Below are 22,392 nucleotides of genomic sequence, written 5' to 3' on the forward strand. Positions count from 1 at the left end.
GAATGCGACCACTGTGGGTTGACACGGTTGGCGAAAAAAGAAATGTATAATCTCCAAAGCGCTTTGGAGCTTTCTGAGATGAGAGGGAGGAAGATCATGCGTCGTATTCTACTGGCGGGGATTTGCTTGGCGGCCGTGTATGGAGCGGCTGCTTCTGCAGCTGATTTGAAATTTGCTCCAGGTTCTGACGCGAAGTTCAACTGGAAGAGCTTTGACGAGTTCAAGGCAGCTCACGCCGATCTTAAAGGCCAGGCGCTGACCATCTTCGGACCGTGGCGCGGAGAAGACGAAGCGCTGTTTAGGAGCGTGCTCGCCTATTTCTCCGAGGCCACTGGCGCGGACGTGAAATATTCGTCCTCTGAAAATTACGAACAGCAGATCGTCATCGACACGCAGGCCGGCTCACCCCCAAACATTGCGATCCTTCCTCAGCCTGGTCTGCTGGCTGATTTGGCCGCCAAGGGAATGTTGACGCCGCTTGGCGATGACTACGCGAGTTGGATCAAGCAGAATTACGGGGCCGGCGATAGCTGGGTTGGCTATGGCACATATAAGGGTAAGGACGGCAAAGACGCTTTCTTTGCTTTTCCCTATAAGGCGGACGTAAAGTCTCTTGTTTGGTATGTGCCGGAAAACTTTAAGGAAGCCGGTTACAAGATTCCAAAGACGATGGAAGAACTGCACGCCCTCTCGGATCAAATCGTCAAGGATGGTGGCGTGCCATGGTGCATTGGTCTTGGCTCTGGCGGTGCCACGGGCTGGCCAGCGACCGACTGGGTAGAAGATATCATGCTGCGCCTCAATACGCCGCAGCAGTATGATGACTGGACCACCAACAAGCTGAAGTTCAACGACCCAGCTGTCGTCGCTGCCATTGAGGAGTTCGGCAAGTTCGCTAAGAACGACAAATATGTCGCGGGCGGTGTGGCTGCCGTCGCCTCGACCGATTTCCGCGATAGCCCCAAGGGCCTCTTCAGCGTCCCGCCGAAGTGCTACCTCCACCATCAGGCGTCGTTTATTCCCTCGTTCTTCCCTGAGGGAACGAAGCTTGGGAAGGATGCCGACTTCTTCTACATGCCGACTTATGCGTCTCATCCCGAGCTCGGCAAGCCGGTCGAGGGCGCCGGGACTTTGGTTGCTATCACCAAGGATTCCAAAACTGCGCGTGCTTTCGTCGACTTCTTGAAGACCCCGATCGCGCATGAAATATGGATGGCTCAATCTGGCTTCCTGACCCCCTTCAAGGGCGTCAACAAAGATGCTTACGGCAACGATACGCTGCGGAAAGAGGGCGAGCTTCTCATCTCTGCCACGACCTTCCGCTTTGACGGCTCGGATCTGATGCCTGGTAAAATCGGAGCCGGCGCATTCTGGACTGGCATGGTGAACTTCGTTGGCGGCAAAACCGCACAGCAGTCTGCAGACGAAATTCAGGCGGCCTGGGACTCCATTAAATAATCAGGCTGTCGTCTGATGCTAACTTCGCCGGCACCGTCGTGAGCGGTGCCGGAGGAAAGAGCGAGCCACCTTTAGAGGGTTCGGAAAAGGGCGTTTGGAGGGGAGGAAGAACGCGATGTTGGCGCAAATTGTGTCCGCCTTGGGCGTTGTGATTGTGGCGGTTTTCGCCTGTGCCGCCTATTTCTATATCTCCAACAAACTACTGGATATGGCGCTTCCGGTGACCAGTGACGATATCGCCAAGATGTCGCGCAACTTTAACCGGCGCGCTGCAATCCGTCCCTGGCTTTTTCTGGGGCCGGCCCTTCTGCTTCTCGGTCTTTATCTCGTTTATCCGGTCGCCGCGACGGCCATCTTATCCTTCTACGATCGGACCGGCACAAAGTTCGTCGGTTTTGCAAACTACCAATGGGCGATCAACGACCAGGAATTCCGTCAGTCGATCTTCAACAACATCCTGTGGCTTGCCGTTGTGCCGGCAGCTTGCACCTTTCTCGGTCTCGTCATTGCGGTGATGACCGATCGCATCTGGTGGGGAAATATCGCCAAGAGCATTGTTTTCATGCCCATGGCCATCTCGTTCGTCGGTGCATCCGTCATCTGGAAGTTCATTTATGAATATCGCGGTGGCACCGATACGCAGATTGGATTGCTCAACGCGATCGTGCAGCTTTTCGGCGGCACGCCGCAGGTCTGGATATCCATTCCGTTCTGGAACAACTTCTTTTTGATGGCCATCCTCATCTGGATTCAGACAGGCTTTGCCATGGTCATTCTTTCCGCAGCGCTTCGTGGCATCCCTGAAGAAACGATTGAAGCTGCCGTCATCGACGGCGCCAACGGTTGGCAGATCTTCTGGAAGATCATGGTTCCACAGATCTGGGGTTCTATTGCGGTGGTCTGGACCACGATCACCATTCTCGTTCTCAAGGTCTTCGACATCGTCCTGACGATGACGAATGGGCAGTGGAACACGATGGTGCTGGCCAATCTCATGTTCAACTGGATGTTCCGTGGTGGGGGCGATTCAGGTCGAGGTGCGATCATTGCGCTGGTGATTATGCTGGCAGTCACGCCGATCATGATATGGAACGTGCGCCGAGCTACCAGAGAATTGAGGGAGCGCTGAAAATGACCATGTCAGCTCGCTTTTTAAAGATCGGTCCCGCGCGACTTTTTGTTCATATTTGCGTGCTCTTCATCGTTATCCTGTGGCTCATTCCGACGCTCGGGATTCTGGTCAGCTCCATCAGGGACAAGGACCAGATTGTTGCGTCTGGATGGTGGACGTCTTTTTCCGGTTCGGCGCGCTCGATCGCCGTGAGAACGGCAGACGCGGATAAACAGAAGCAGGAAGGCGCTTCCTATGTGATTTCGGGCAACCTCTTGGAAGGCCAGAATGGCGGCGCTGTGAAAGCCTTCGGAACGCGCGTACAGCAGCCTACGGCCTACGAAGCCGGCCAGATGGCCGACCTTGGAGATGGCGTCACCCTTCAGGTCAACGAAGACGGAACCTATCGCTATCAGAAGAATGCTGCGTTTACCGATGATGATGGGGGCCGCAGGGTTTATCTTTCAATTGCCACCCCGCCGCATTTCACGCTCGATAATTATAAAACGGTTCTGACGGGCGAGGGGATCGGGCAGTCCTTTATGAACTCTTTGACGGTCGCGATCCCTGCGACGATCATCCCAATCCTGATTGCCGCCTTTGCTGCCTACGCCTTGAGCTGGATGAATTTTCCGGGGCGCGCGCTTCTCATTGCCATTGTCGTTGGCTTGATCGTGGTGCCGCTTCAAATGTCACTGATCCCGCTTCTGAAGCTTTACAATTCGTTCGGCAGCATTTTCGACGTGCCCTCGAAAACCTATCCCGGCATATGGCTGGCGCATACGGCGTTTGGCATGCCTTTGGCGATCTATCTGCTGCGTGCCTATATTGCCGGTTTGCCCAAGGAGATCATCGAGTCGGCCCGCGTCGACGGAGCAAGTGATTTCGAGATTTTCGTTCGCATTGTGCTGCCGCTGTCTTTTCCCGCCCTTGCGTCATTCGCGATCTTTCAGTTCCTCTGGGTCTGGAACGACCTTCTCGTTGCCATGGTGTTCCTCGGGACAGATCGCGACCATCTGGTGCTGACTGGAAGTTTGAATGCATTGCTCGGCTCGCGCGGTGGAAATTGGGAAATCCTGACGGCGTCTGCCTTTGTCACGATCATCGTACCGCTGCTCGTCTTTTTTGGGCTGCAGCGGTATCTGGTGCGCGGTCTACTGGCCGGTTCCGTCAAGGGCGGCTGACAAGTTTCTATTTCGACATAGGATAATGATGAATACGGCATTTCAGACCACTGTTGATGTGGACAAGGATTGGTGGCGCGGTGCGGTCATCTACCAGATCTATCCCCGCTCCTATCAGGATTCGAACGGGGATGGCATTGGCGATCTCAAGGGCATCACGGCGCGCCTGCCGCATGTCGCTTCGCTCGGCGCTGACGCGATCTGGATTTCACCGTTCTTCACCTCGCCGATGCGCGATTTCGGATACGACGTCGCGGATTACGAAGATGTTGACGCGATCTTCGGGACCCTGATCGATTTTGACGGGCTGATTGCAGAGGCGCACCGGCTTAACATCCGCGTGATGATCGACCTCGTCATTTCCCACAGCTCGGATCAACATCCATGGTTTGTGGAAAGTCGCTCAAGCAGAACGAATGCCAAGGCTGACTGGTATGTGTGGGCAGATGCAAAGCCCGATGGCACGCCGCCCAACAACTGGCTGTCGATCTTCGGCGGCTCGGCCTGGGCGTGGGACCCAACCCGCATGCAGTATTACCTGCATAACTTTTTGACATCCCAGCCCGACCTCAACCTGCACAACACGGAAGTTCAGGATCGTCTCCTGGAGGTCGTTCGTTTCTGGTTGAACAGAGGCGTCGACGGCTTTCGCCTCGATACGATCAACTTCTACTTCCACGACAAGCTGTTGCGCGACAACCCCGCCTTGGCCCCCGAGCGCCGCAACGCATCGACGGCGCCAGCCGTCAATCCTTATAATTTCCAAGAGCATATCTTCGATAAGAACCGTCCGGAAAACATCGCGTTTCTCCAGCGCTTTCGCGCCGTTCTCAATGAATATCCGGCCATTGCCGCTGTCGGCGAGGTTGGCGACAGCCAGCGCGGTCTCGAGATCGTCGGCGAATATACGGCCGGCGACGACAAGATGCATATGTGCTATGCCTTCGAGTTCCTCGCGCCCGATCCCTTGACGGCAGATCGTGTCGAAGACGTCATGCAAGCCTTCAAAACCGCTGCGCCTGACGGATGGGCCTGCTGGGCCTTTTCGAACCACGACGTGGTGCGCCATGTCAGCCGCTGGGGCTCGCTCGTTGCGGATCGGGAATCCTTCGCAAAGCTCTATGCATCCCTGCTTTTGACACTGCGCGGTTCGGTTTGCATTTACCAGGGCGAAGAGCTTGGCCTGACCGAAGCCGAACTCGCCTATCAAGACCTGCAGGACCCTTATGGCATCCAGTTCTGGCCCGAATTCAAAGGCCGCGACGGATGCCGCACACCGATGGTATGGGACTCGCAGGTGGCTCAAGGCGGCTTTTCCACGGTAAAGCCATGGTTGCCGGTGCCTGTCGAGCATATCCTAAGAGCCGTCAGCGTTCAGCAAGGCGACGAGACGTCGGTTCTCGAGCATTATCGTCGCTTCATCGCGTTTCGTCGCCAGTACCCGGCCTTCGCCAAAGGCGAGATTGAATTTGAACCGGCTCAGGGCGATGTTCTTATGTTCAAGCGCAAGCACAACAACGAGGTCCTGCTTTGCGTGTTCAATATGAGTCCGGCCGTTTCTGCCGCCATGCTGCCGCAGGGTAGTTGGCACCCGCTGCCGGGACACGGATTTATAAGTGACGTCTATGGCGACAGAGTCGATCTGCCCGCCTGGGGCGCCTATTTCGCAAGGCTTGCTTGATAGCCTCAGGGGAGGGTTCGATGACTGCGCTTTCACTTAAGGACGCTAGAAAAGCCTACGGAGCCGTCGAGGTGCTTCGCGGCATCAATCTTGAAATAGAGCAGGGCGAATTCATCGTCTTTGTCGGTCCTTCCGGCTGCGGAAAGTCGACGCTGCTGCGCATGATCGCTGGCTTGGAAGAGGTTACCGGGGGCGACCTTTACATCGGCGGCCAACGGGTGAATGACGTGCCGCCTTCGCGACGCGGGATCGCCATGGTCTTTCAGTCATACGCGCTTTACCCTCATATGACCGTCTACGACAATATGGCGTTCGGCATGCGAATTGCCGGCGAGAGTCGCCAGGAGATCGACCGGCGAGTGCGGGCGGCCGCAGATAGCCTGCAACTGACGGCTTATCTGGACCGGCTGCCAAAGGCGCTTTCTGGCGGACAGCGCCAGCGCGTGGCGATCGGCCGGGCGATCTGCCGCGATCCTAAGGTCTTCCTGTTCGACGAGCCCCTCTCCAATCTCGACGCTGCCTTGCGCGTTGCGACCCGCATCGAGATTGCGCGCTTGAAGGAACAGATGGCCGATACCACGATGATCTATGTCACGCATGATCAGGTGGAAGCCATGACCCTCGCAGACAGGATCGTGGTCCTCTCGGCAGGTCGCATCGAACAAGTTGGCGCACCTCTCGAACTCTACGAGCGTCCGGCCAACCTGTTCGTTGCCAAATTCATCGGATCGCCTGCGATGAACATCATCAAGGCGAAAATCAGCGAGGCTGGTTCAACGACCAGGGTTGACCTCCAGGCAGGTCGTACGGCAACGCTCGACATCGTTACCGATGCCTCGCAGAAAGGCAAACCGGCAAGTTTTGGCGTGCGACCGGAAGACTTGCGTGTCGTCACAGATGGCGAGGATTATCTATTTGAGGGAGAGGTTGCGCTGGTCGAGGCGCTTGGCGAGGTCACCTTGCTTTACATTAATGGTCCTGCCTCCGAAGAGCCGATTGTCGTCAAGCTCGCCGGAATACACTCCATCAAAAAAGGCGAGAGACTGCATTTTGCAGCAGATCCCGCTCGCTTCCATCTCTTCGATGAAAATGGCCGCACCTATCGCCGCTGAGAAAAACTGCTAAGGCGCGCCCATTTGGTATCGGGCGCGGCTCAGGTCGTAGAGTCCCGAGAATTACGACCACAGGTTTCATGCGGAAAACGCGACTAAGCCGTCCTGTCTATTACGATCCGTTAAAGAACAGCTGATAGCGTTATTCCTGAAATAAGCAGGGAGTGTAGCTGTGGCTGGCCCGGGTTCGACAAACTACTTAAACAAAGAAGAATCCTTCATGTATGACCGCGAGGCGCGGTTCAAAATGGAGGATACGATGAATGCTGCCCGTATCGAATATACGGAGAAAGGCGTGATGCATATGGCGTCACGGCGTTGCGACATCGTGCGTATCTCCCTGAGCAGCGCAGTCCTGGCCATTCTCACGCAATACAACCTTCCCAAGCAATTCTATCTCGACATACCGGATGCCCGGATTACCAAGATCGGGTGCATGTTGATGCGGGTGAACGCCAACAATACGGTGGAGGTCAGGTTCCTGCGCCTGCTCACCCAAAAAGAGCTAAATCGCATTTTCGTCTACAGCACCCATCCCGCGCATCGCGACCGGGTCCTGGACATTCGCGGCTGAGCTGATTGAGAGCTACGCGCCTGCTTGATGACCGACGGCGCGCTTCAAAGTCGTTTGAACGCGATGCGGCTGAAGCTACTTTTACGGCGCGAACAAACAACTGAAGTGTGCTTTTGTCGATGGATGGGAGCCTGCGATGTGAGCTCCCAATCTCGAAGTCTTCTTTAGTGAAAGAGCACGCTGGCTCCCTGATCGGATGGTCCCACAACCCGTCTGAACGACGCAAAGAGCTCGCGGCCCATACCGAACTCGTTCTCCGACAGATCGGCAGTGACCGGTTCCCGCTCCGCCAATGTGGCCGCATCGACGAGCACTTCCAACGTTCCATGGACCGCATCGAGGCGGATCATGTCGCCATCCTGAATGCGCGCGATTGGGCCGCCATCGACAGCTTCGGGCGTGACATGGATTGCGGCAGGAACTTTGCCTGAGGCGCCTGACATGCGCCCGTCTGTCAGCAATGCAACGCGGAAACCCTTATCCTGGAGCACGCCAAGCGGCGGCGTCAGTTTGTGGAGTTCCGGCATCCCATTGGCTTTCGGTCCTTGGAAGCGGACGACCGCAACGAAGTCACGATTGAGCTTTCCGCTCTTAAACGCGTCCTGCAACTCTTGTTGGCTATGGAAGACGATCGCGGGCGCCTCGATAATATGCCGTTCAGGTTTGACGGCGGAAATCTTGATGACTGCCTTGCCAAGATTGCCGCGCAGCATTTTCAGGCCGCCGTTCGGCTGGAACGGCGTTTCGATGCTGGCAAGCACTTTCGGATCATGGCTCTTCTCAGGAGCTGGCTCCCGGACGATGTTGCCGTCGTCACCGAGCCTCACTTCGATCGTGTAATTGGCAAGCCCTTGCCCGAAGACGGTGCGGACATCGTCATGCAGGAGGCCATGCTTCAAAAGTTCCTTGATCAGGAAACCCATGCCGCCGGCCGCATGGAAGTGGTTTACATCTGCCAAGCCGTTAGGATAAACGCGCGCCATCAGCGGTACGATCTCTGACAATTCGGCAATATCCTGCCACGTCAGCTGGATACCGGCAGCCTTCGCCATGGCAAGCAAATGCAGCGTATGGTTTGTGGAGCCGCCCGTCGCGTGAAGACCTACAACCCCGTTCACCACGGAGCGTTCGTCGATCATCTCGCCGGCGGGCGTGTATTCGTTCCCTTGTGCCGTAATGGCAAGAGCCCGTTTGGCGGCTTCTCGCGTTAAGGCATCGCGCAAAGGGGTACCGGGATTGACGAAGGATGCGCCGGGCATGTGGAAGCCCATGATTTCCATGAGCATTTGGTTGGAATTGGCCGTGCCATAGAACGTACATGTACCCGGTCCGTGATAGGATTTGGATTCGGCTTCGAGGAGTTCGGCGCGCCCAACCTTTCCTTCTGCAAAAAGCTGCCGCACGCGCGACTTCTCGTCATTGGGAAGCCCAGACGTCATTGGACCTGCGGGCACGAAGATCGCCGGAAGATGACCGAAGGAGAGGGCGGCGATGGTCAAGCCCGGAACGATCTTGTCACATACGCCGAGATAGACTGCCGCATCGAACATATTGTGCGACAACCCAACGCCTGCAGCCATCGCGATCAGATCGCGAGAAAAGAGTGAGAGCTCCATACCTGGCTGACCTTGGGTCACCCCATCGCACATCGCGGGCACGCCGCCGGCAACCTGCGCGATACCGCCTGCTTCGCGGGCTGCCTCCCGAATGATCGCCGGATAAGTTTCGAACGGCTGATGCGCCGACAGCATATCGTTGTATGAGGTTATGATGCCGAGATTGGGAATGCGGTCTCCTGCCAGCGCGTCCTTCTCAGCGGGGGAACAGACCGCAAAGCCGTGCGCCAGGTTTGCGCAACCCAGAACGGACCGCGCGACGCCTTTCGACGAAGCAGCGCGAAGCCTGTCCAGATATCGTTCCCGTGTCGGCTTCGACCGTTCGACAATGCGCGACGTGATCGCAGAAATGCGTGCATCAGCAGCCATGGCTTCACCTGCCCTTTAAACGTCAGATATGTGTGCAGTCGCTCCCGCCCAGAAGGCTTCTCAGGGAGCCCAATAAATTTCGACAAGCGAAGCGGCACGTCGCAAAATGGCGCGGATCGGCATTTCGCTTTCCGGTCCGTCGGCCTGCGCCTTTTCTAGAACCTGCTTCTTGCTGTCGCCCTCGATATGAAGGATGAGCAGTCGCGCGTCCTGCAAGCTCGCAAACGTGAATGTCAGACGAGGTTCGCCCGCGCCTTCCGCCTCCATGGTGATCACGCCGCGAGGCGTTCCAGCGTCGAGTGCTTTGGCCAGATTGGAGCCACCTGGAAAGAATGAGGCGGTATGTCCGTCGCTGCCCATTCCAAGAATGACCGCATCGAATGGATTGCCGATCTGTCTCGTCTTCTCGCTTGCAAGGCGTGCCGCTTCCTCGACGGAAGCGACAGCCTGATAAAGAGAAGCGAAATGCGCTGCCGCTGCTTTGTTTTGAAGCAGATTCTGGGCAACGAGGAGATGGTTCGAACGATCATTATCCGGGGGTACGAAGCGCTCGTCTACCAGCGTTATCGTGACCTTAGACCAATCCATATCTCGTGTTGAGAGCGTCTGGAAGAAGCGCTTTGGCGTTGATCCGCCGGACACTGCCAGGCTTGCTGAGCCTCGTGTTGCAATGGCCTTGGAGAGGGCGCCGACAATTGCGTCGGCGAGGCTCTCGGCGAGGTCTTGCGCAGTATCAAAACCGTGAAAAGCGCTTGTCATATCCATCCGTTCCTACAGTGTGTCGTGCCATGTGCGACCGTCACGCTCGATCAGCGCGATGGCCTGGCTTGGACCCCATGTGCCGGCCGTATAGCCTTGCACGGACTGTCCGGTTTCTTCCCATCCCTTCAGGATCGGGTCCACCCAACGCCACGCCGCTTCTACTTCGTCACGCCGCATGAACAATGTCTGATTTGACCTGACGACATCCATCAAAAGGCGCTCGTAAGCGTCAGGGCTGCGAGCATTGAAGGATTCCGCAAAGCTCATGTCGAGCGATACGTTCCGCAGGCGCATGCCCCCTGGACCCGGGTCCTTGATCATCAGCGACTGCTTGACGCCCTCATCCGGTTGCAGCCGGATCATCAACTGGTTCTGGCTTATACGGCCAGCGGCTGGCTCGAAAATCGTATGCGGGATAGGCTTGAAGGTGATGACGATTTCCGAAACACGCTGACTGAGCCGCTTGCCGGTGCGGATATAGAACGGCACGCCGGCCCAACGCCAATTATTGATCTCGGCCTTGATAGCGACGAAGGTTTCCGTGTTGGAAACACCACCTTCAAGTTCTTCGAGATAGCCCTTGACTGGACCGGACGTCGAAGCGCCGGCGCGATACTGTCCACGAACGGTAAACTGCTCGACATTCGAGGCGTCAATTGGCTTGAGTGAACGCAGAACCTTGAGCTTTTCATCGCGAACAGCTTCGGAATCCACAGTGTTCGGAACTTCCATGGCGGTAAGGCAAAGAAGCTGCAGAATATGGTTCTGCACCATGTCACGCAGGGCGCCCGCGGTATCATAGTATCCAGCGCGGCCTTCGAGGCCGACGGCTTCCGCAACCGTGATCTGGACGTGGTCGATGTAGTTCGCGTTCCACAGTGGCTCATAAAGTGCGTTCGCGAAGCGCAGCGCCATCAGGTTCTGGACCGTCTCTTTGCCAAGATAGTGGTCGATACGGAAGATTTGCTCTTCCTTGAAGACCTTGCCGATTGTCTCGTTGAGAAGCAGCGCCGACGACAAATCTCTGCCGATCGGCTTTTCGACAACGATACGGGTGCGATTGGTGATCAACTTGTGATCGGCGATCTTCTTGGAAATATCGCCAAAGATGCCAGGAGCAACGGCAAGGTAAAACGCGCGAACGCGATCTTTGCCCTCATCCAGAAGTTTCTTCAGCTGATCCCATCCGCCGTCAGAGCGTGCGTCAACCGGGACATAGTAAAGCCGAGCGCAGAACTTTTCTGCTTCCGCTTTATCATATTCACCTTTTTTCAGATGCTTCTTGAGCGCTTCATCGGCAAACTTCCGGTATTCTTCATGCGAGAGCGCGCTGCGGGAAGCACCAATGATACGGGTCGGTTCAGAAAACTGACCTTCGATCTGCCGATGATAAAGGGCTGGTAGAAGTTTGCGTTCGGCAAGGTCGCCGCTGCCGCCGAAGACGACATAGTCAAAGGGATCGACGGGAATGATCTGACTGCTCATGACTTTCTTTCCAAGAAGGGGTACTTGGCTTTTAATCTAATCGATTTAAAAAAGCCAGTCCGCGGCGTGATGAATCTCCCGCAACAAGTTTTAAAGCGGATTTGCCTGCGTGAAAACCCGCAAACGGACTAAAACCTGTCGCGCAGGGCGAACCAGCTCAAAGCCAGGAAAAGCAGTGGCCTACGCATCCGCGCCCCTCCTGGAAAAGCAGGTATATCGAGGCTCTTGAACAATTCTATGTCAGGAGAGGTTCCGAGCACCGACTGCGCGTAAAGCCGGCCGCAATAGTTCGCCAACATCACCCCGTGGCCGGAATAGCCTCCAATCGAGGTCACGCCTGGCATAACGTCACGCACGAAGGGTTGACGCGGCATCGTGATGCCGACGGAACCGCCCCAGGCATGGGTCATCTCGATGTCTTTGAGTTGCGGGTAGAGTTCAGCGATTTGCCGGCGAATATGATGGCTGATATCGCGCGGATTATCAGCCGTGTACGCCTCGCGCCCGCCGAACAACAAGCGGCCATCTTTGGTTTTCCGGAAGTAGCGCACGACAAAACGGGAATCGGCCACCGATTCGCCGCCAGGAATAATCTCAGGAAAGCGATCGAGCGGCACGGTCGCTCCAATGAAGGAGCGGATCGGCATGACATGGCTGGCTGTCACCGGCTCCAGATTGCCGATATAGCCGTTGCAGGCAATCAGGGCACGGTCGGCGGTGAGCTGCCCCTTCGCAGTGTCAATGACCACCTTGCCGCGCTGTCGATCGATCGATTTCGCAGCCGTCATTTCAAAGATTGAAGCCCCCGCTACGGAAGCTGACCGGGCGAGGCCGATCAAAAGCTTAAGCGGGTGTATATGGCCTGTCCCCGAATCGTAAACGCCGCAATGATAGCGTGTTGATCCGAGGATCGAATCCGTTTCCGCTTTGTCCAGAAAACGCATGTGCGGATAGCTGTATCGACTTGCCGCGATTTCTGCATTGGCTCTGAAGGCAGCCTCGTAGCTTTTCTTGTGCGAGACGTTGAGGTGGCCTTGGACAAAGTCGATGTCGATCTTCTGCTCGGCGGCGAAATCGAGAAGATGCCGCTTCGCCCCTTCTGCCAGATCGAAAAGAGCCTTGGAGCGTTCGTAGCCGATTTTCTCTTCAAGCTCCTCCGGCCACCAACGCTGCCCCGTGCCCAACTGCCCGCCATTGCGGCCGGAAGCGCCGTCGCCCACTCTCTGGGCTTCGATCAGCGCAACACGTGTCCCTGCCTCGGCAAGATGATAGGCGGCCTGCAAGCCTGTATAACCGCCGCCGATAATTGCCACATCGCAGTCAAGAGAGCCCTCCAATGCCGGAAACGCAGGCCGTTCGCCAGAGCTTTCCTGATACCAGGAAAGGCCCGGTGCAATGGGGCTTTGCCAATCCTTTGCAATGAACATGATGACCTCACACGTTCAGCAGAAGGAATTCGCGCTCCCAGGGGCTGATCACCTGCATGAATGTCTCGAACTCGCCGCGCTTGACGCCGGCATAAAGCCCGATGAACTCCTTGCCGAAAACTTCTTCAAATGCAGGTTCGTCCTCCATCAGCGCAACAGCCTCCAGCAAGCCGCGCGGCAAGTCGATGGATCCTTCGTTCGCCGAGTCTTCCGTTGGCGCGGTCGGTTCGATCTCTTTCATGATGCCAAGCAGACCTGCGGCAAGGGAAGCGGCCAAGGCGAGATAGGGATTGGCATCCGAACTGGGGAGACGGTTTTCGACACGGCGCGCCTGCGGATCTGAGACAGGAACCCGAAACGCGGTTGTCCTGTTATCGTAGCCCCAGGCATTGTTCACTGGGCAAGACATATCCGGCGTCAGTCGCCGATAGGAGTTGACATAGGGCGCAAGCATCGAAAGCGCACTTGGTACATATTTTTGCAAGCCGCCGATAAAGTGGAAAAACTCCTTCGAGGCTGACCCGTCGCGATTGGAAAAAACATTGCTGCCGTCATCCAGACGTACCACGGACTGATGAATATGCATGGCTGACCCAGGCTGTCCTTGCATGGGCTTGGCCATGAAGGTCGCGTAGATGTCATGCTTCATCGCAGCTTCGCGTATGGTGCGTTTGAACAGGAAGACTTGGTCGGCAAGTTCGATCGGATTGCCGTGACGCAGGTTGATTTCCAGCTGCGCCGGACCTTCCTCGTGAATAAGCGTATCGATCTCCAACCCCTGCTTCTCGGAGAAGTGGTAGATATCGTCGATCAACTCGTCGAATTCGTTGATCCCGGCAATGGAGTAGCCCTGGCCGCCAAGGATCGAACGGCCGGATCGTCCTTTGGGAGGGCGCAGCGGATAGTCCGGATCGTCGTTCTTGGCGACGAGATAAAACTCGATTTCAGGAGCGACGATCGGCTTCCAGCCACGGCGATCGTAAAGCTCGAGGACGCGCTTGAGAACATTGCGCGGCGTGTAGGATACCTCGCCGCCATCGGCGTTGACGACGTCGCAAATGACCTGCGCGGTTGGATCCGTTTCCCACGGCACCACGGAAAGCGTGGAAAGATCCGGTGTCAGCTTCAGGTCGCTATCGCGCGGCTCATATCGAAAGCTGTCCGTCTCGGCAGGATATTCGCCGGAAATCGTATGACGGTAGATCGCCGAAGGCAGGGCAAGCGATGTGTTGGATGTAAACTTGGAGCTTGGCATCATCTTGCCGCGCGGCACGCCGGCAAGGTCGGGAGTAATGCATTCGACGTCTTCGATACCGCGTGCCCGCAGCCAGCTTGCCGCTTCCTTCCAATCCGCTACGCCGCGCAAAGACCCGGGGTCAGGAGGAGTGCTTTTCTTGGGAGACACGTTTCTGACGGGTTTCAGTGCGTTTTTTTTGGGAGCCATGACACGATGGGTTCGGTTGATCGGACCTCTATCATAACCAGCATTTAGTGATTGGCGAGTGGGGTGCCGTTGACTTTCTATGGCTCTGTCGAAAAAAGAAGCAAGAAGCGGAGACCAAGGTGCAGTCAAAAGCGGACGTTATTGTTATCGGCGCGGGTGCCGCCGGCATGATGTGTGCGGCTCGTGCCGCACAGCGCGGCCGTTCCGTGATTGTGCTTGATCACGCCAAAGCACCGGGTGAGAAAATCAGAATCTCAGGTGGCGGTCGGTGCAATTTCACCAATGTTCACACCAGTCCGAAGAACTTCCTGTCGGCAAATCCGCACTTCTGCAAATCCGCTCTCTCGCGCTATACGCCCGCCGATTTCATCGCCCTGGTGGAACGTTATCAAATCGCCTGGCATGAAAAGACCCTGGGACAACTGTTCTGCGACAACAGCGCCAAGCAAATCGTCGATATGCTTCTAACCGAGATGCGGGAGGCGGGGGTCACGCTCAAAATGTCGACTGAGATTACCTCGATAGAACCTGCGAATAGCGGCTTTAGAGTCGTCTCGTCGGAAGGCGTTTTAGAAAGTGCGGCCTTGGTGATCGCGACAGGCGGCAAGTCTATTCCGAAGATGCGCGCAACGGGCTTTGCCTATCGGATTGCCGAGCAATTTGGCCTGACTATCGTCGAGCCGCGGCCCGGCCTGGTACCGTTGACCCTCGACCCGCATCTCTTGGAAAGACTATTGCCCTTGGCAGGGGTTGCTGTCGATGCCGATGTCGCCTGCGGAAAGACGGTTTTTCGAGAAGCATTGCTTTTCACCCATCGCGGCCTCAGCGGCCCTGCCGTGCTGCAGATTTCCTCATATTGGCGAGAGGGTGACGACATCTCCATCTGCATGGAGCCGGATGTCGATGTACTTTCGAAATTGAAGCAAGCGCGCAAGGACAATGGACGGCAGTTGCCGCAAACCGTTTTGGCTGAGTTTTTGCCAAAACGGCTTGCTCAACATCTGACGGCCAGCAGCCAAGTCTCTGGTCAGCTAGCTGACCTTTCGGATCGTGTTTTAGGAAAGATCGCAAGTGGCATAACTGACTGGCGGATCAAACCGTCCGGCTCGGAAGGATACCGGACTGCGGAAGTCACGCTGGGAGGCGTCGATACACGTCATCTCGACTCGCGCACGATGCAAGCCAAAACGATACCTGGACTTTACTTCATTGGGGAGTGTGTCGACGTGACAGGCTGGCTCGGAGGTTATAATTTCCAGTGGGCTTGGGCCTCTGGTGTTGCCGCAGGCGAAGCCGTTTAGCTTTTTTCGAGTTCGTTCGGAAACCACAAACGCGATTCGATAGTTCTTAACGGGCGGTCGTCATTCTGTTGAATGGCGAAGGAAGGCTTGTTCGGTCAAGCTTGGCGCAGTCGCCGGCTTTGCAGTGACTTTACTCGAGGATGAGGATAGCCGATGTATAGAAACGCCCGGCGCGCTCGCGCCATCGCAATCGCCAAGGTCAAGGATGACAACAAGCTCTTGATGGCCCGTGCACTGATGATTGCAACCGGTGCAATGGCAGCCCTCCTTGCCTTGCTTCTCGCCAATCCCGGTTGAATTCGCGCTCTACCGGTTTCATCGGCTTTTAGGTCTCGGGCTTCGTCCGTTTTTGTACGGAAAATTCCGGCTTATAAAAAATTAAAAGATTGTCCTTAGGCTTGCCTGGATAATTGAGCAGGACCATTCCGTCTTCCGGAGTGGAAGGCAATGACTGCCGCCCGCCCTCAGCGGCTCCTCACACTGTTCCCCATACATCGCAGTCAATGCCGCGCTTCCCACAGCGGCTTAAATCCAGTGGGCGAGGGATCATGATGTTCATCGACAAGGTTCTTTCCCGTTTCAAAATCAAAACGAAGGTCGTGATCTTTGTTTTGCCATTTGTGATCAGCATTTCGGCCGTTGGCCTGACCGGACTTTACGCTTCGGGGCTCCTGCAGGGCAGAATGGAGATTTCCAACAGTATTCTGCAGTCGCTCAGCGGGTTCAAAGATCTCTATGGTTCGATGAACGACTACTTACGCGCGCCCAGCGAGCAGGCACGCGACAAACTGAATGCCGACTTGAAGGCACAGCAAGGCATGCTGCAGGCAACCTTGTCGCAAATCGGTGATGGTGCGGGTCGTGAGGATCTCGAAGCTGCCATTTCCGGCACCGGCGATATCAATGGTCTGGTCTCCCGCCTGTGGAACGGCCACCAGACTGAGCTTGCCCTTCACAAGTCCATGGAAGACAACAAGAACGTCTTGATCGATGCACAAGCCAAGATCGGTAATGATGCTCGGCAGATGGAAGACAGTATTAAGAAGACTGAGGGAACCGCAACGGCAGCGCTTCGCGCCGGCGACCGTCTCTTGAAGGCTGGCGAGTCGATGACGGGTGTCATTAATGACTATGGCAAGGTGTCTGCTGCTGCCGATAAGCTGAAGTTCGTGATCGGCGTTCTGCCACGGCTGAACGAAGCGCTGAGCGCTATCGAAAGCGCGGTGCCGGCAAACCAGAAAAACGTCGTCCAGTCGATCGCACAAACGATCAACGATCTGAAAACCGCGGTGAGCGCACCGGACGCGGCAACCGACGAATCGATTGCAAATATCGGCCGCCTGGTTTCACGCTTCCGGCAAACGGCCACCTACACACAGCTGACCGCGACACAGATGATGCGCGGTGCTGCATCCACCTTTGTTGAACTCGATAGCCGTATCGTCCAGTCCAACGCTGTTCTTCAAGATACTCGCCGCGTCCAGAATGCGGTCTACGATCTTGAATTGGCGCTCGCCGATTTCAACCTGACGCCAACGAAGGCCAGCCGGGCCAAGCTGCAACTCCAATCGGCTGTTCTCGGCAACAGTGTCATGAGGCTGCTCGGTAGCGCCAAAGGTTTGAACTTTGCCAAGACGCTTTCCGACACGATCACACCCGCTTTGAATAAGATTGGGCAGGATTCGCAAAAGCTTCTGGACAACCTCGCACAGGAAAACGCAGACTTCACGCTTGGCCGCCAGCAGCTCGATACGGTCTGGAAAAGGCTGACGTCGTTCGCCGAGCTGCAAAAACAGACAGCTGGGGCAGAACGTCAACAGGCGAACGGCATCTCCTTCGCGGCGACTGCACTTGGCGTCATTCTTTCGATCGCAGGCGGTATTGCGTTGGTCATCACGTTGCAGCGCCCGATCGGTCAGATCACGGCAGCAATGCGCAGGCTCGCCGATGGCGCTCTCGATACCGGCATCACCGGCGAAAAGCGTGGGGACGAAATCGGCGACATGGCGCGGGCGCTCGGCATCTTCAAGGAAAATGCCATTTCGAAAGTTCGCATCGAAGAACAAAGCGAGCAGGAACGCGCTGCAGCTGAAGCCGAGCGGCAACGCAATGATGAGGAAAAGCGTGAGCTTGACCGTCAGATCGAGCTTGCCGTAACGGAGCTTGCCGCCGGTCTTGAGCGGATGTCGCAAGGCGATATTTCCGTAACGATCGATCGCCCGTTCATCGGACGGCTGGAGCAATTGCGGCAGGACTTCAACGCCTCCATGCTTCGTCTGCAGGCAACCATGCGCCAGATCCGCGACAATGTGCAGGTTATCCAAGGCAATGGCGGACAGATGGCGGAATCGGCCGAAGGTCTGTCGCGCCGCACAGAGCAGCAGGCTGCTTCTCTCGAGGAAACCGCTGCCGCCGTCGAGGAGATTACCGTCACCGTAAGATCTTCAGCGGAGCGAGCTCGCGAGGCCGAGGACATCGTCATCAAGACGAAGAAGAATGCGGACGAGTCGAGTGCCGTTGTCGGTAACGCGATCAACGCGATGAAGCGGATAGAAGATGCTTCACAGCAGATCGAGCAGATCATCGACGTCATTGACGATATCGCTTTCCAGACCAACCTCCTTGCTCTCAACGCAGGGATAGAGGCAGCCCGTGCCGGCGAAGCTGGCAAAGGTTTCGCCGTTGTCGCGATGGAAGTGCGTGAACTTGCACAGCGCTCTGCCGCAGCAGCCAATGAGATCAAGGATCTTATCAACAAGTCCACCACAGAGGTGACCTCCGGCGCTCAATATGTTCAGCAAACGGGGTCTGTGCTGTCGAGCATCAGTGCGCAGATTGTGACCATCAGCCAGCACGTCGAAATGATCGCCCGGGCAAGCCAGGATCAGTCGGTTGCGCTACAGGAAGTAAATACCACTGTTGCTCAGATGGATCAGATGACCCAGCAGAATGCCGCGATGGTCGAAGAAACAACTGCAGCGAGCCGCGAGTTGTCCAATCAGGCCGATGACCTTTTACGATTGGTCGAACAGTTCCGGATCGAAGCCCAGGGACATTCTTCACAGGGTTATTATCGGGCCGCTTGAGCATCGTAAAAATCAATCGAACCTCGATAGAATCCCGACCCTGGCCGCTAGGCTGGGGTCTTTTTTGTAATCCGACCAGCTCGCACGTTCAATCGAACGGACACTCAGCTCTGATCATCGCGTTTTGCATGCTAGCTCTCGTTTTAGTAGGACGCAAAGCCCGCGAAGAGTAACAATAAGGTGAGACATTTCATTGATTTAGATCAAATTGAAATCCCATTAATCATTGCCAGCTAAAACTAGGAGCACTTTCTCTGGGGGCTTTTTGTATGTTTGGCGCACTCCTTTCCTCTGTCACAAACCGGATCGTTCTGGTTGCGATGGGCCTGTTGCTCGTTAGTACGGCCGCAATCATGGCGGTCAACTATCGTGATCTTTCCCTTTATGTTCGCGAATCTGCTGACGACGATGTTCGTGACGCAGCGCGTGTCATGGCAAATTTTTATGCAGCGGCCGATACGACTGTCAGCATTGGGGTTGAAAATGATCGTCTGGCCAATGTGGTAGAACCAAAGATACCTGCCTTCACAGATCACTCTCTCGTAGATCACGTTTCACAATCGATTTCCGGCGTCGCCACGATTTTTGAAAAGCGTGGCGATGATTATGTCCGTGTTTCCACGAATGTGAAAAAGGAAAATGGCGAGCGCGCCGTTGGCACCAAGCTTGCAGCTGACCATCCAGCACAGGCAGTGCTTGCGTCTGGCCAGCCTTATTTCGGTCCGGCGCAGTTGTTCGGCAAGGAGTTTATGACGGGCTATTTCCCGATCAAAAATACCTCAGGGCAGAACATCGGGATCCTCTTCGTCGGTATTCCGATGGCAGTTTACTGGCAGGAGCTCAACGATCTTCAGAATACCCTTCTGACCTTTGGATCTCTGATCATGCTGGTCGTGTGTATCGCGGCGTTCCTAACCATACGGCCGATGGTCAAGCCGCTGAGCAAACTCACCGGTTGCATTCGCAAATTGTCGGGTGGTGATCTTTCGGTGGAGATACCGTTTGCCGATCGCCGGAACGAATTCGGTGAGATCTCACGGGCTTTGGTGCAGTTCAAAGAAGGCGGCAAAGCAAAGCTTGAAATGGAACTGCAAAGCGCGCGCGAACGCGAAGCTGCCGATGAGGAGCGCCGCAGGAGTGAGAACGACAAGCGTTCCGTCGATCAGGGCATTGAACACGCCGTTTCCGAACTTGCCGCTGGGCTGAAAAGGCTTGCTGCCGGAGATCTGTCAAAGGGAATCGAGGTTCCTTTTGCTGGCCGTCTGGAGCAACTGCGCGCTGACTTCAACAGCTCCTTGAAAACACTGCGTGACAGCATGCTGGGTGTGCGCGACACGGCGGCATCCTTACGTGCGAGCAGCAGCGAGATCATGGCTGCGGCTTCGTCTTTGTCAAAGCGCACCGAACAGCAGGCAGCATCGCTGGAAGAAACGGCGGCTGCCGTTGATGAAATTACCGTAGCTGTCCGTGCCTCCGCAGAGCGGGCAAAAGATGCCGATCGCTCCGTTGTCGCCACCAGTCAAACTGCACAAAGTTCCGCCGAGGTGGTGAAGAATGCAATCGATGCGATGACGCGCATCGAAAGTGCCTCTGCTCGCATTGAGCAGATCATCGACGTGATCGACGACATCGCCTTCCAGACCAATCTCCTTGCCCTCAATGCAGGGATCGAGGCGGCACGCGCCGGAGAAGCCGGAAAGGGCTTTGCCGTCGTAGCTCAGGAAGTTCGCGAACTGGCGCAAAGATCGGCGGACGCTGCGCGTGAGATCAAAGCCTTGATCACCCAATCCACAAACGAGGTGGCCGGGGGCGCATCGCTTGTCAACGAGACAAGCCGTGTCCTCAATTCCATCGGCGATCAGATCATGGTCGCTCGACAGCACGTCGAAACCATTTCGTCGGCATCTTCGGATCAGGCGAGGGCATTGCATGAGGTCAACGGCAGCGTAAATGCGATGGATCAGATGACACAGCAGAATGCCGCAATGGTCGAGGAGACCACGCGTGCTATCCAGCTTCTTTCGGAAGAGGCCGGCCATTTGCTCGGACTGGTCCAGCAATTCAAGATCGACGCGCCCGCAGGAACACAGCGCTTGGCCGCTTGAGGCTAACACTCGTTACAGAAGGGAGCGGTAGCCGAAAAGCTGCCGCTCCTTTTCTGTTTCGGTTTTCGTTCGCGGTCAAGCCTCGATCGTCATTTGATTTGAGGCAGTATCGGCGAATTATTCGCGCGTCGCGATGACGACTGGAACGAGCAGGTCGCCCCAGGTGCCGCTGCCGCCATGGTGGCGGGCCGAGCGAACGAGTTCGACGCAAACACCCGCTTCAACCGCTTTCATGACGGACTGGTTGAGGCGATGCAGGTCATTGGCGAGCATGCGGATGAGGCTTTGCTGCTCGCTGCTCATTGCGCTGACTTGCTCTTCGGTTCGTTCTTTTACGGGTGCAAGGGTCGGCATGGTTCTCTCCTCTCTTATTCTGCTGCGGGACGAAACTGCGTATGTTCCGTCGACCCATGCATCGCGGTTGTTGACGATAAACCGCCCGAAATTGCCATGGAGACGGCATCGAAGTAGCCGGTGCCGACTTCGCGTTGGTGTTTGGTGGCTGTGTAGCCTTGGCTCTCGGCCGCAAACTCAGCCTGCTGGAGTTCGGCGTAGGCTGTCATCTGGCGCTGCTTATAGCCACGTGCCAATTCGAACATGCCGAAGTTCAATTGATGGAAGCCGGCAAGCGTAATGAACTGAAACTTATAGCCCATCGCGCCCAGCTCGCGCTGGAAGTTGGCGATGGTCGCTTCATCGAGGTTCTTGCGCCAATTGAAGGATGGTGAGCAGTTGTAGGCGAGCATCTTGCCCGGCCACACCTTGCGCACACCTTCGGCAAAGCGGCGCGCCTGATCAAGATCGGGCTTCGATGTTTCGCACCAAATCAGATCGCAGTGCGGCGCATAGGCAATGGCCCGGGCGATGCAAGGCTCCAACCCATTGCGCACGTGATAGAAGCCTTCGACCGTGCGTCCCGCTCCATAATCGACAAACGGTTTGTCGCGTTCGTCTATATCGGAGGTCAGAAGCTTGGCGGCTTCTGCGTCCGTCCGGGCGATGACAAGCGTAGGTACCCCCATAACGTCGGCGGCAAGGCGCGCAGCATCGAGATTGCGGATATGCGCGCTCGCCGGAATGAGAACCTTGCCGCCAAGGTGGCCGCATTTCTTTTCCGAGGCGAGCTGATCTTCAAAATGGACGCCTGCAACGCCTGCCTCAATATAGGCCTTCATGATCTCAAATGCGTTAAGAGGCCCGCCAAATCCGGCTTCGGCATCGGCGACGATCGGGGCAAACCAAGTCTCAACGGAAAGGCCTTTCCCTTCCGCGGTCTCGATCTGGTCGGCGCGCTGCAGTGTCCGGTTGATCCGCTTGGCAAGTTCCGGCCCTGCATTGGCTGGATAGAGCGACTGATCCGGATACATGGCCGAGGCGGTATTCGCATCGGCCGCCACCTGCCATCCGGACAGATAGATCGCGTCGAGACCGGCGCGAACCATCTGCATAGCCTGATTGCCCGACAGTGCCCCTAAAGCATTGACGAAGTCCTCGCGATGCAAAAGCTCCCAAAGCCGGTTTGCTCCCACTTCGGCTAGTGTGTAGCGCAGTGAGACCGAACCGCGCAAACGCTGGACGTCTTGGGCAGTATAGGGTCGCTCGATATCCTTGAAGCGATCTGCCGGTGCGGACGATATCAATTTGTAAATCTCTGTCATAATGTCTCCTCCACAGGAT

17 protein-coding genes are annotated in these 22,392 nt (G+C 56.2%); 10 read left to right on the forward strand and 7 right to left on the reverse strand.

Going from position 1 to position 22,392, the window contains the following annotated elements; all coding sequences use genetic code 11:
• Window positions 1–96: 96 nt before the first annotated feature.
• From VQ830_RS00640 to VQ830_RS00665, 6 genes are all read left to right on the forward strand, one after another.
• Window positions 97–1,458, forward strand: a complete 1,362-nt coding sequence (locus VQ830_RS00640; protein WP_337266126.1) for an ABC transporter substrate-binding protein — start codon at window positions 97–99, stop codon at window positions 1,456–1,458.
• 115 nt (window positions 1,459–1,573) lie between these two features.
• Window positions 1,574–2,587, forward strand: a complete 1,014-nt coding sequence (locus VQ830_RS00645; RefSeq protein WP_337266127.1) for a carbohydrate ABC transporter permease — start codon at window positions 1,574–1,576, stop codon at window positions 2,585–2,587.
• A gap of 2 nt (window positions 2,588–2,589) precedes the next feature.
• The gene (locus VQ830_RS00650) at window positions 2,590–3,753 is read left to right on the forward strand and encodes a carbohydrate ABC transporter permease (protein ID WP_337266128.1); all 1,164 of its coding nucleotides are present in this window, start codon (window positions 2,590–2,592) and stop codon (window positions 3,751–3,753) included.
• 28 nt (window positions 3,754–3,781) lie between these two features.
• Entirely contained in the window at window positions 3,782–5,434 is a 1,653-nt protein-coding gene (gene bglA, locus VQ830_RS00655; protein WP_337266129.1) for a beta-galactosidase BglA, read from the forward strand.
• A 20-nt stretch (window positions 5,435–5,454) separates the two neighbouring features.
• The gene (locus VQ830_RS00660; protein WP_337266130.1) at window positions 5,455–6,546 is read left to right on the forward strand and encodes an ABC transporter ATP-binding protein; all 1,092 of its coding nucleotides are present in this window, start codon (window positions 5,455–5,457) and stop codon (window positions 6,544–6,546) included.
• A 220-nt stretch (window positions 6,547–6,766) separates the two neighbouring features.
• Window positions 6,767–7,120 carry a hypothetical protein gene (locus VQ830_RS00665; protein ID WP_337266131.1) on the forward strand — a complete coding sequence of 118 codons (354 nt, stop codon included), beginning with the start codon at window positions 6,767–6,769 and terminating at the stop codon, window positions 7,118–7,120.
• Window positions 7,121–7,284: 164 nt separating this feature from the next.
• Here the strand turns inward: VQ830_RS00665 and edd are convergent, their stop codons facing one another.
• The 5 genes from edd to VQ830_RS00690 all read right to left on the reverse strand — a co-directional run bounded on the left by edd (window position 7,285) and on the right by VQ830_RS00690 (window position 14,223).
• The gene (edd, locus tag VQ830_RS00670) at window positions 7,285–9,105 is read right to left on the reverse strand and encodes a phosphogluconate dehydratase (RefSeq protein WP_337266132.1); all 1,821 of its coding nucleotides are present in this window, start codon (window positions 9,103–9,105) and stop codon (window positions 7,285–7,287) included.
• Between the two features lie 60 nt (window positions 9,106–9,165).
• Entirely contained in the window at window positions 9,166–9,864 is a 699-nt protein-coding gene (gene pgl, locus VQ830_RS00675; RefSeq protein ID WP_337266133.1) for a 6-phosphogluconolactonase, read from the reverse strand.
• A gap of 12 nt (window positions 9,865–9,876) precedes the next feature.
• Complete coding sequence (gene zwf / locus VQ830_RS00680; protein ID WP_337266134.1) at window positions 9,877–11,352, reverse strand: glucose-6-phosphate dehydrogenase; 1,476 nt, start codon at window positions 11,350–11,352, stop codon at window positions 9,877–9,879.
• Between the two features lie 128 nt (window positions 11,353–11,480).
• Window positions 11,481–12,779 carry an NAD(P)/FAD-dependent oxidoreductase gene (locus tag VQ830_RS00685; protein WP_337266135.1) on the reverse strand — a complete coding sequence of 433 codons (1,299 nt, stop codon included), beginning with the start codon at window positions 12,777–12,779 and terminating at the stop codon, window positions 11,481–11,483.
• Between the two features lie 7 nt (window positions 12,780–12,786).
• Window positions 12,787–14,223, reverse strand: a complete 1,437-nt coding sequence (locus VQ830_RS00690) for a glutamine synthetase family protein (protein WP_337266136.1) — start codon at window positions 14,221–14,223, stop codon at window positions 12,787–12,789.
• Window positions 14,224–14,342: 119 nt separating this feature from the next.
• Between VQ830_RS00690 and VQ830_RS00695 the strand changes: the two genes are divergently transcribed.
• From VQ830_RS00695 to VQ830_RS00710, 4 genes are all read left to right on the forward strand, one after another.
• The gene (locus VQ830_RS00695) at window positions 14,343–15,524 is read left to right on the forward strand and encodes a BaiN/RdsA family NAD(P)/FAD-dependent oxidoreductase (RefSeq protein ID WP_337266137.1); all 1,182 of its coding nucleotides are present in this window, start codon (window positions 14,343–14,345) and stop codon (window positions 15,522–15,524) included.
• A 153-nt stretch (window positions 15,525–15,677) separates the two neighbouring features.
• Window positions 15,678–15,821, forward strand: a complete 144-nt coding sequence (locus VQ830_RS00700) for a hypothetical protein (protein WP_337266138.1) — start codon at window positions 15,678–15,680, stop codon at window positions 15,819–15,821.
• Window positions 15,822–16,075: 254 nt separating this feature from the next.
• On the forward strand, window positions 16,076–18,610 hold the full coding sequence (locus VQ830_RS00705) for a methyl-accepting chemotaxis protein (RefSeq protein ID WP_337266601.1): 2,535 nt from the start codon (window positions 16,076–16,078) through the stop codon (window positions 18,608–18,610).
• A gap of 269 nt (window positions 18,611–18,879) precedes the next feature.
• Window positions 18,880–20,715, forward strand: a complete 1,836-nt coding sequence (locus tag VQ830_RS00710) for a methyl-accepting chemotaxis protein (RefSeq protein ID WP_337266139.1) — start codon at window positions 18,880–18,882, stop codon at window positions 20,713–20,715.
• Between the two features lie 117 nt (window positions 20,716–20,832).
• Here the strand turns inward: VQ830_RS00710 and VQ830_RS00715 are convergent, their stop codons facing one another.
• Together VQ830_RS00715 and aceA are read right to left on the reverse strand one after the other, a co-directional pair.
• Window positions 20,833–21,069: an SMc00767 family acetate metabolism repressor gene (locus VQ830_RS00715; RefSeq protein WP_337266140.1), complete on the reverse strand. Its 237-nt coding sequence runs from the start codon at window positions 21,067–21,069 to the stop codon at window positions 20,833–20,835.
• A 14-nt stretch (window positions 21,070–21,083) separates the two neighbouring features.
• Window positions 21,084–22,373 (reverse strand): isocitrate lyase, encoded by a 1,290-nt coding sequence (aceA, locus tag VQ830_RS00720; RefSeq protein ID WP_337266141.1) that lies wholly within the window; start codon window positions 22,371–22,373, stop codon window positions 21,084–21,086.
• Between the last annotated feature and the right edge of the window lie 19 nt (window positions 22,374–22,392).

It is taken from the genome of Oryzifoliimicrobium ureilyticum, assembly GCF_037199735.1.
Classification (GTDB): domain Bacteria; phylum Pseudomonadota; class Alphaproteobacteria; order Rhizobiales; family Rhizobiaceae; genus Rhizobium; species Rhizobium ureilyticus.

Bases quoted from the DNA above. Each gene is read 5' to 3' on its own strand.
- VQ830_RS00640 (WP_337266126.1), top strand. From the start codon at position 97: ATGCGTCGTATTCTACTGGCGGGGATTTGCTTGGCGGCCGTGTATGGA.
- VQ830_RS00645 (WP_337266127.1), top strand. From the start codon at position 1,574: ATGTTGGCGCAAATTGTGTCCGCCTTGGGCGTTGTGATTGTGGCGGTT.
- VQ830_RS00650 (WP_337266128.1), top strand. From the start codon at position 2,590: ATGACCATGTCAGCTCGCTTTTTAAAGATCGGTCCCGCGCGACTTTTT.
- bglA (WP_337266129.1), top strand. From the start codon at position 3,782: ATGAATACGGCATTTCAGACCACTGTTGATGTGGACAAGGATTGGTGG.
- VQ830_RS00660 (WP_337266130.1), top strand. From the start codon at position 5,455: ATGACTGCGCTTTCACTTAAGGACGCTAGAAAAGCCTACGGAGCCGTC.
- VQ830_RS00665 (WP_337266131.1), top strand. From the start codon at position 6,767: ATGTATGACCGCGAGGCGCGGTTCAAAATGGAGGATACGATGAATGCT.
- edd (WP_337266132.1), bottom strand. From the start codon at position 9,105: ATGGCTGCTGATGCACGCATTTCTGCGATCACGTCGCGCATTGTCGAA.
- pgl (WP_337266133.1), bottom strand. From the start codon at position 9,864: ATGACAAGCGCTTTTCACGGTTTTGATACTGCGCAAGACCTCGCCGAG.
- zwf (WP_337266134.1), bottom strand. From the start codon at position 11,352: ATGAGCAGTCAGATCATTCCCGTCGATCCCTTTGACTATGTCGTCTTC.
- VQ830_RS00685 (WP_337266135.1), bottom strand. From the start codon at position 12,779: ATGTTCATTGCAAAGGATTGGCAAAGCCCCATTGCACCGGGCCTTTCC.
- VQ830_RS00690 (WP_337266136.1), bottom strand. From the start codon at position 14,223: ATGGCTCCCAAAAAAAACGCACTGAAACCCGTCAGAAACGTGTCTCCC.
- VQ830_RS00700 (WP_337266138.1), top strand. From the start codon at position 15,678: ATGTATAGAAACGCCCGGCGCGCTCGCGCCATCGCAATCGCCAAGGTC.
- VQ830_RS00705 (WP_337266601.1), top strand. From the start codon at position 16,076: ATGTTCATCGACAAGGTTCTTTCCCGTTTCAAAATCAAAACGAAGGTC.
- VQ830_RS00710 (WP_337266139.1), top strand. From the start codon at position 18,880: ATGTTTGGCGCACTCCTTTCCTCTGTCACAAACCGGATCGTTCTGGTT.
- VQ830_RS00715 (WP_337266140.1), bottom strand. From the start codon at position 21,069: ATGCCGACCCTTGCACCCGTAAAAGAACGAACCGAAGAGCAAGTCAGC.
- aceA (WP_337266141.1), bottom strand. From the start codon at position 22,373: ATGACAGAGATTTACAAATTGATATCGTCCGCACCGGCAGATCGCTTC.